This is a genomic window from Phocaeicola faecium (genome assembly GCF_014837055.1).
Lineage (GTDB): Bacteria > Bacteroidota > Bacteroidia > Bacteroidales > Bacteroidaceae > Phocaeicola > Phocaeicola gallinarum.
Genome location: NZ_JACSPQ010000055.1, coordinates 21,398 through 27,928 on the forward strand (window position 1 = coordinate 21,398; position 6,531 = coordinate 27,928).

General features: G+C 45.1%; 6 protein-coding genes. 5 read left to right on the forward strand and 1 reads right to left on the reverse strand.

The window, feature by feature from the left end; all coding sequences use genetic code 11:
* Positions 1-262 precede the first annotated feature (262 nt).
* From H9626_RS14475 to H9626_RS14490, 4 genes are all read left to right on the forward strand, one after another.
* On the forward strand, positions 263-1,537 hold the full coding sequence (locus H9626_RS14475; RefSeq protein ID WP_225231034.1) for an acyloxyacyl hydrolase: 1,275 nt from the start codon (positions 263-265) through the stop codon (positions 1,535-1,537).
* Positions 1,538-1,557: 20 nt separating this feature from the next.
* Complete coding sequence (locus H9626_RS14480; protein ID WP_191710932.1) at positions 1,558-2,577, forward strand: hypothetical protein; 1,020 nt, start codon at positions 1,558-1,560, stop codon at positions 2,575-2,577.
* Between the two features lie 173 nt (positions 2,578-2,750).
* Positions 2,751-3,083, forward strand: a complete 333-nt coding sequence (gene queD, locus H9626_RS14485; protein WP_191710933.1) for a 6-carboxytetrahydropterin synthase QueD — start codon at positions 2,751-2,753, stop codon at positions 3,081-3,083.
* Positions 3,070-3,621: a 7-carboxy-7-deazaguanine synthase QueE gene (locus H9626_RS14490; RefSeq protein ID WP_191710934.1), complete on the forward strand. Its 552-nt coding sequence runs from the start codon at positions 3,070-3,072 to the stop codon at positions 3,619-3,621. The genes queD and H9626_RS14490 overlap by 14 nt, the downstream gene beginning before the upstream one ends.
* Here H9626_RS14490 and H9626_RS14495 read toward each other — a convergent pair.
* On the reverse strand, positions 3,618-6,305 hold the full coding sequence (locus tag H9626_RS14495; protein WP_191710935.1) for a 4-alpha-glucanotransferase: 2,688 nt from the start codon (positions 6,303-6,305) through the stop codon (positions 3,618-3,620). The two genes, H9626_RS14490 and H9626_RS14495, sit on opposite strands and share 4 nt — an antisense overlap.
* A gap of 36 nt (positions 6,306-6,341) precedes the next feature.
* Here H9626_RS14495 and H9626_RS15010 point away from each other — a divergent pair.
* The coding region (locus H9626_RS15010; RefSeq protein ID WP_225231035.1) for a hypothetical protein at positions 6,342-6,531 on the forward strand (190 nt) is incomplete at its 3' end.

A 6,531-nucleotide genomic window follows, 5' to 3' on the forward strand; every position in this document is an offset into this window, starting at 1 on the left:
AAATTCCGCTGCGGTTTGTCCGTCAAAACGCTACCGTTAGTTTTTGTTATCCCATGCGGATGCGTACATCGGTTCTATGGGTAGCGTTCAACGGCTCTACGGGTAGCGTTTTTATCCCTGATAAAAGCTCAGCTCCTGCCAACCAAACTTTCCGGAAATATAGCATACCGGTTGTGCTTTTTTACCGTACAATTTTTTGCATCTTCCGGTTATTCGTATACATTTGCATCTACAACAGAGAAAATAATAACCCTTATTATGAATGAATGTAACCTGTCAGAAAGCTATGAATGCTAAAAAGCTAATCGGAATATTGACACTGTTCCTTTTTTCGGGCTTCTGTGCCGCCTCACCTGCAACAACACCAACCGATTCGGTGACAAGAAACAGCTTTTCGACAGGGAATGACTCCCATCCCAAAAAGATGGTTCATGCGATTGGAGTCGCCTTTAAGCCTACATACGTTTTCCCCACTCATGAATTTCTCAAAGGGATGAATAACGCACAGAGCCCAATAAACTCCGCATTGTCGGGACATCTGAAATACGGATTCCGGTTTACTCCCGAAACAAAACTGGGACAACTGTATCCGCACGCGGTTCAGGGTATAGGCATTGGTTACAATACGTTCTTCAATTCTGCGGAAATGGGGAATCCGCTCGCCGTATATGTTTTTCAGACATCAAGGATAGCCACCATTACTCCTAAACTATCTTTCGATTATGAATGGAATTTCGGAGCCTCGTTCGGCTGGAAAAAGTATAATCCGGAAACCAACCCGATGAACCGGGTTGTAGGTTCTAAAATTAATGCTTACATCAATTTGGAATTCCTCCTGAACTGGCAGTTGGCACCCGGTACGGAATTGCGTGCCGGAATCGACCTTACTCATTATTCGAACGGAAACACGGGTTATCCCAATTCCGGAGTAAACACCATAGGGGCTTCTATCGGCGTAACCCGCTTTTTCGGGGGCGGCGACAAGAGTGAGAAACCGGCGTATCTGCGATGTAAACCGTCATTCAGCCGATACATGAGCTACGACTTAATCGTATACGGGGCTACAAGAAAAAAAGGTGTGTTTTTCGAGAATAACAACTCGTTTCTTGTTCCGGGTTCTTTCGGCATCGTGGGATTGAACTTCAACCCACTCTATAATTTTAACCGTTACTTCCGTGCCGGCGTATCACTCGACGTGCAATATGACGAAAGTGCAAACATCCAACAACACGTTGCCAACGAAGTTATTCCCTCTACCCCGGAAGAGATTCGGTTTTACCGGCCTCCCTTCAAAGAGCAGTTCTCGATGGGGCTGTCTGTAAGGGCAGAAGTAGTAATGCCGATATTCTCTATTAACATAGGTATCGGCAAGAACTTTTTGTGTAAAGGACCTGATACGAACAAATTTTACCAAACACTTGCACTGAAAACCAATCTTACCAAAAACCTGTTCCTGCACACGGGGTATCAGCTTTACCGCTTTAAAGACCCCAACAACCTGATGCTGGGCATAGGTTACCGTTTCAACGCAAGATAATTTTTAAAACCTTACTCCCTATGAAACAAATTTTCCTTCTTTATATCGCCACCCTCTCCGCCCTGCTCTGCGGATGCAACGGCGACGTGTTCATCAACGACTATGCACCGTCGGCGGAAGAAATAAAACTTTCGGATACCGACTCCACCGTAACCGTCAGCTTCAAAGCATCAAACTGGGTTATAAGAAACGTATTCTCCACCGACGAAGACGGAGCGTTCCGCGAAGTCCTCGGAGACATCTACGCAAAAGACGGTCACCTGATTGCGATGAACTCTCCATTCTATATGTCGGAAGAAGAAACGGTTAAGATGGTAATCGATCAGCCGGACATCCATCTGACCATCGAGCGCACGGACGAAACGCATCTGTGTTTCTCAAAGCCCGAAAACATGAACCTTGAGCCTATGATGCTGACCGTAAACGTAGGAAACGACTATGACGAAAGGGAAATTTCCGTAGAGTTAGAACCTTCGTCGAGGTACGAGATTGACAGCATCGTGTATGCATTAGACTCTTACACGTACCAAGACAACGTGACGGTTGATACAAAAATGATAAAGATGACCAATGCGACCTCGGAAGTCATCAATTATATCATAATGCCTTACTCACACTTTCTGCAAGAATATACCTTTACGAACTTGTACATTGCAGGGAATCCGTACAGACAAAACGATGTACTGAAGATATTCAAGGGAAACATTCCGACAGTTCCTGCCCCCGAAACAGAGCGGTTCAACAACGATGTCAGCAAGAAACTTGTCATGAAAGAAACAACTATACAGCTCAATGAAACCACACAATGCCTACCGGTTCCGGAAGATATATTCAACATCTACAAAATGTTCCCCATCAACCCTCATAAGCTACAAATCTGCACTATAGAATGTTGTTACGGACAGTTCAACGTATATTGTGATATTTATGTAAGCCAGCCGAGAACCGGGAGAAAACACCTCCTCAAAGGTATATTGGAAATCAAAGCACCGATATCACATACTTTGATAGTTGGAAAAGAACAGGATTTTAATATGTGACAGATGCAAAGTTTTTCTTTCATCGATACAGTACAACAACCGATAAAAAGACTCAATCTATATTCGATTTATAGTCCAGCTACAAAATTATCCGTATCTTTGCACCGACGCTGAGGTGACATTAAGCGTCTTTACTTTATATTATCTAACCAAAGATTTTTAATAAGACAATTATGTACACCGTTATCAAGCGAATCGAAATTTCAGCTTCGCACTTTCTGAAACTCTCTTACCGGAGCAAATGCGAATGCTTGCATGGTCATAACTGGATAGTGACCGTTTACTGTCGCTCTAAAGAACTGAACGCCGACGGAATGGTAACCGACTTTACTCACATCAAGGAAAAAGTGAAAGACAAGCTCGACCATAAGCACTTGAATGACGTACTTCCGTTTAACCCTACGGCGGAAAATATCGCCCGATGGATATGCGACGAGGTGGAGAACTGTTACAAAGTGGAAGTGTGTGAATCGGAAGGAAACACGGCGATCTATGAGAAAGATTAACGAACTGTTTTACAGTCTTCAGGGTGAAGGCTTCCATACGGGTACGCCTGCCGTATTTATTCGGTTTTCGGGTTGTAATCTGAAATGTGACTTCTGTGATACCCGCCATGAAAGCGGAACGCTTATGACGGACGAGGAATTATTGGAACGGGTGTCGGCTTTTCCGTGCCGGATGGTTATTCTTACGGGAGGAGAGCCGGGCTTGTGGATTGATGATGACTTGGTGGAGAAATTGCACGCACTCGGCAAATATGTTGCCATCGAAACCAACGGAACGTGTGTACTCCCTGAAGCAATAGACTGGGTTACCTGCTCGCCCAAGCAAGGAGGCAAACTCAATGTAAAACGAATAGACGAAGTAAAAGTGGTTTATACAGGAGCAGGGCAAGATGTGGAATCTTATCTTGCCCTGCCTGCCCTGCATTATTTCTTACAGCCTTGTTCGTGCAGCAATACGGAGGAAGTCATCGCTTACATCAAAGCACATCCCCAATGGCGGTTAAGTCTGCAAACACACAAGCTGATTCATATCCCTTAGCACGCTGTATTTCTATCGCTCGACTGAATCATTTGCCGGATGGCATCATTCAGTTCATCGGCCTGCATGAGTTCTTCCAGCGTGATGTGCATACGCCACTGCCAATAGTTATGCGGATTTGCCGGCACGTTGATACGCTCTGCCTGTACATCGGGATTGCGCAATGATTCGTCTATCGAAGTCCAATCCTGCCATGCAAGCACGCAGAGCATGGAAGGGCTTTGCAGATGCTGTTCGATGATTTCTTTGCAGAGCCAACCGGGAGCATGTTTCGGAACCTCTCCCCAATGATGAAGTTCGTTGTGATAGAAACGCTCGGTCAGAGCAGCATCTTCTTCCCACCAGCCGCGCAAGGTAGGCATATCGTGCGTTCCAATCGTACAAACAGAACGGAACGGATATTCGTTAAGGCACCCGAACTCGCGGCCTATTGCTTTCGGCATACGCTGAATTTCAAGCGAGAGTATCTGCAGCTCGTTCATCACCCACGATACACAGTCGGGAACCATCCCCAAATCTTCTCCACAAACCAGCATCGGCGTAGACTGAGTAAGTACGGGTAGTTTCTTCATGGCTTCATGATACCAGAACTCGTTATGGCGCTGGTAGTAATAATGATTATACAGGTGGTTAAAGGCTTCCTGCTCTTGCTCGGCGAGCTGCTTGAATATGTAATCATTCTGAACAGCGATACGCGGATGATACAGTTCCGGATTATTACGGTCGGCAACAAACAATACATCGCTGATTAAAGCATATAGTTTTTCTTTCAACCAAATGCTTTCCGAATCGGTCCTTCCTTCGAAAAAGGCTTCCACCTTGCGCTGCGTATCAAACTCCGGACGCATCTCATACAAATCATGATGAAGCGGACGTACGAAGGTTTCGCGCACGTAATCACTCTGTTCGCCAAAAACAGTATTCAAAATGTATTCGCTGATAAACGGACGAAGCATGAAATCGGGACGGAAGTTCAACCCGAAACTGCGGATTTCATCGGCACTCATTGGCAAAGAGGGCACAAACTGTCCCAACAGCCCGTGAACGCTGTGCGTGGGAATCTCCCAAATGCGGAAGAACCCTAATATATGGTCGATGCGGTATGCCGTGAAGTATTCTGCCATCTTAGCAAAGCGGCGGCGCCACCACAGGTAATTATCTTTCTCCATAACCTCCCAATTATAAGTAGGGAACCCCCAATTCTGACCATTTACGGAAAAAGCATCAGGCGGTGCACCTGCCTGCCCGTTCATATTGAAATAATAAGGTTCTACCCACGACTCTACACTGGTACGACTGATTCCGATGGGAATATCTCCTTTCAGAATAACTCCTTTCCGACGGGCATATTCGGCTACGGCAAGCAATTGTACATGTAACAGGTATTGCATGTAATAATAATACCCGATGAATGTATAAGCATCGCTTTCAGGCGAACACAGTTGCTGTATTTCCTCCTCATCGTACTTGTTATATGCCTCCCAGCAATGAAAATCAGATGTTCCGTATAAATCACGCAAATAAGAGAATGCAGCATAAGGCTGTAACCAATGTCGGTTATCAGCGAAAAAGGTATTAAATTCATCCGATTTCAATACATTCTCTCCTTCTTGCCGGTAAACTTCTTTTAAGTAGGACTGCTTTAACCGGTTAACTGCCTCATAGTCTACTACCGACAAGGCATTCAAGCGAGCCCGTTCTTCTTCAAACCGACTAACAAATTGGGCATCCGCCAAAGCAGGAAGCTGACGGAGGTCGATGTACATGGGATGAAAAGCATAAATGGAAATGCTGTTATAAGGATAAGAATCGGTCCAACTTCCGGTTATACTCGTATCATTAATAGGCAAAATCTGTACAACGTGCTGCGCTGTATCGGCAGCCCATGATACAAACGTCTTTAAATCGCCGAAATCCCCAACTCCGCAACTACCTTCCGAACGAAGCGAAAAAACAGGAATGGCGGAACCTGCAAATTTACGGGCTGGAAGTGCAAAAAAAACTTCTGTTTCCATCGGCAGATAAGTCTCACCACGCTGTAAAGGCTGCACGTTGAAAAGTCGGTTCGGACGGGATTCCCATTCTTCCACCGCCCCGCTCTCGGCATTTATGGCTACAAACTTATACTCGAAAGGTAATTGCAAAGAGGAAGCATCCAGCGTTATATGCCATACATTAGGTCTTACTTCCTGCATACGCAGCGGACGGCAATATTCCCAACTTCCTAAAGCATTGCAACTTCCTATAAGTCCCAACGCCTGATTCCGATTGCCCAACTCCGGACAAAGGGCACGAAACGTAATACAACTTCCGACGCTGTCGGATAGCTTATTATAAGATTGAGGAGTATAAATACTATTGAATGCAGAACTGTAACGATAAGAATCGGCAGGCAAGTCTCTCCAGCAATCATCAATTACATAATGATTCTGCTGGGCATTCCCTAAATAGAATAGATGAGATATAGCTCCCAACTCTTTACGTATACATATATTATCCCGATAAACGGCATACCGATAGGTTACGAGCTGATTCGACCCAACCGGAATATATTCAAAACTTCCCTGCCATTCATCACCATTGCGGGTAGAAAGAGATATGATTTGCGTTTCATCATCGTTTAACAAAACACAAAGGTTCTCCCCCCACACAGTGCGATACCGGATGCGAAATGTCAGTTTCATGTTTTTTCAGATATTAGTGATTAATGCCCAAAAGTAATGAAAATAATATGGAAAACCGCTCAAAACATCTCAATAAAATCCATATTTTACGACATACAAGCCTATTCGGTATCCCCCCCGCGCGGGGGCATAAAAAAAGGCAGAGTCCACATCGGGGTTTCTACACCCACCGGAACTCTGCCCTGTCAAAACGGCGGCGACCTACTCTCCCGCTTGCGCAGTACCA

What these genes read in the sequence shown, in the direction of transcription:
- H9626_RS14475 (WP_225231034.1), top strand. Translation starts at nt 263, where the DNA reads ATGAATGTAACCTGTCAGAAAGCTATGAATGCTAAAAAGCTAATCGGA.
- H9626_RS14480 (WP_191710932.1), top strand. Translation starts at nt 1,558, where the DNA reads ATGAAACAAATTTTCCTTCTTTATATCGCCACCCTCTCCGCCCTGCTC.
- queD (WP_191710933.1), top strand. Translation starts at nt 2,751, where the DNA reads ATGTACACCGTTATCAAGCGAATCGAAATTTCAGCTTCGCACTTTCTG.
- H9626_RS14490 (WP_191710934.1), top strand. Translation starts at nt 3,070, where the DNA reads ATGAGAAAGATTAACGAACTGTTTTACAGTCTTCAGGGTGAAGGCTTC.
- H9626_RS14495 (WP_191710935.1), bottom strand. Translation starts at nt 6,305, where the DNA reads ATGAAACTGACATTTCGCATCCGGTATCGCACTGTGTGGGGGGAGAAC.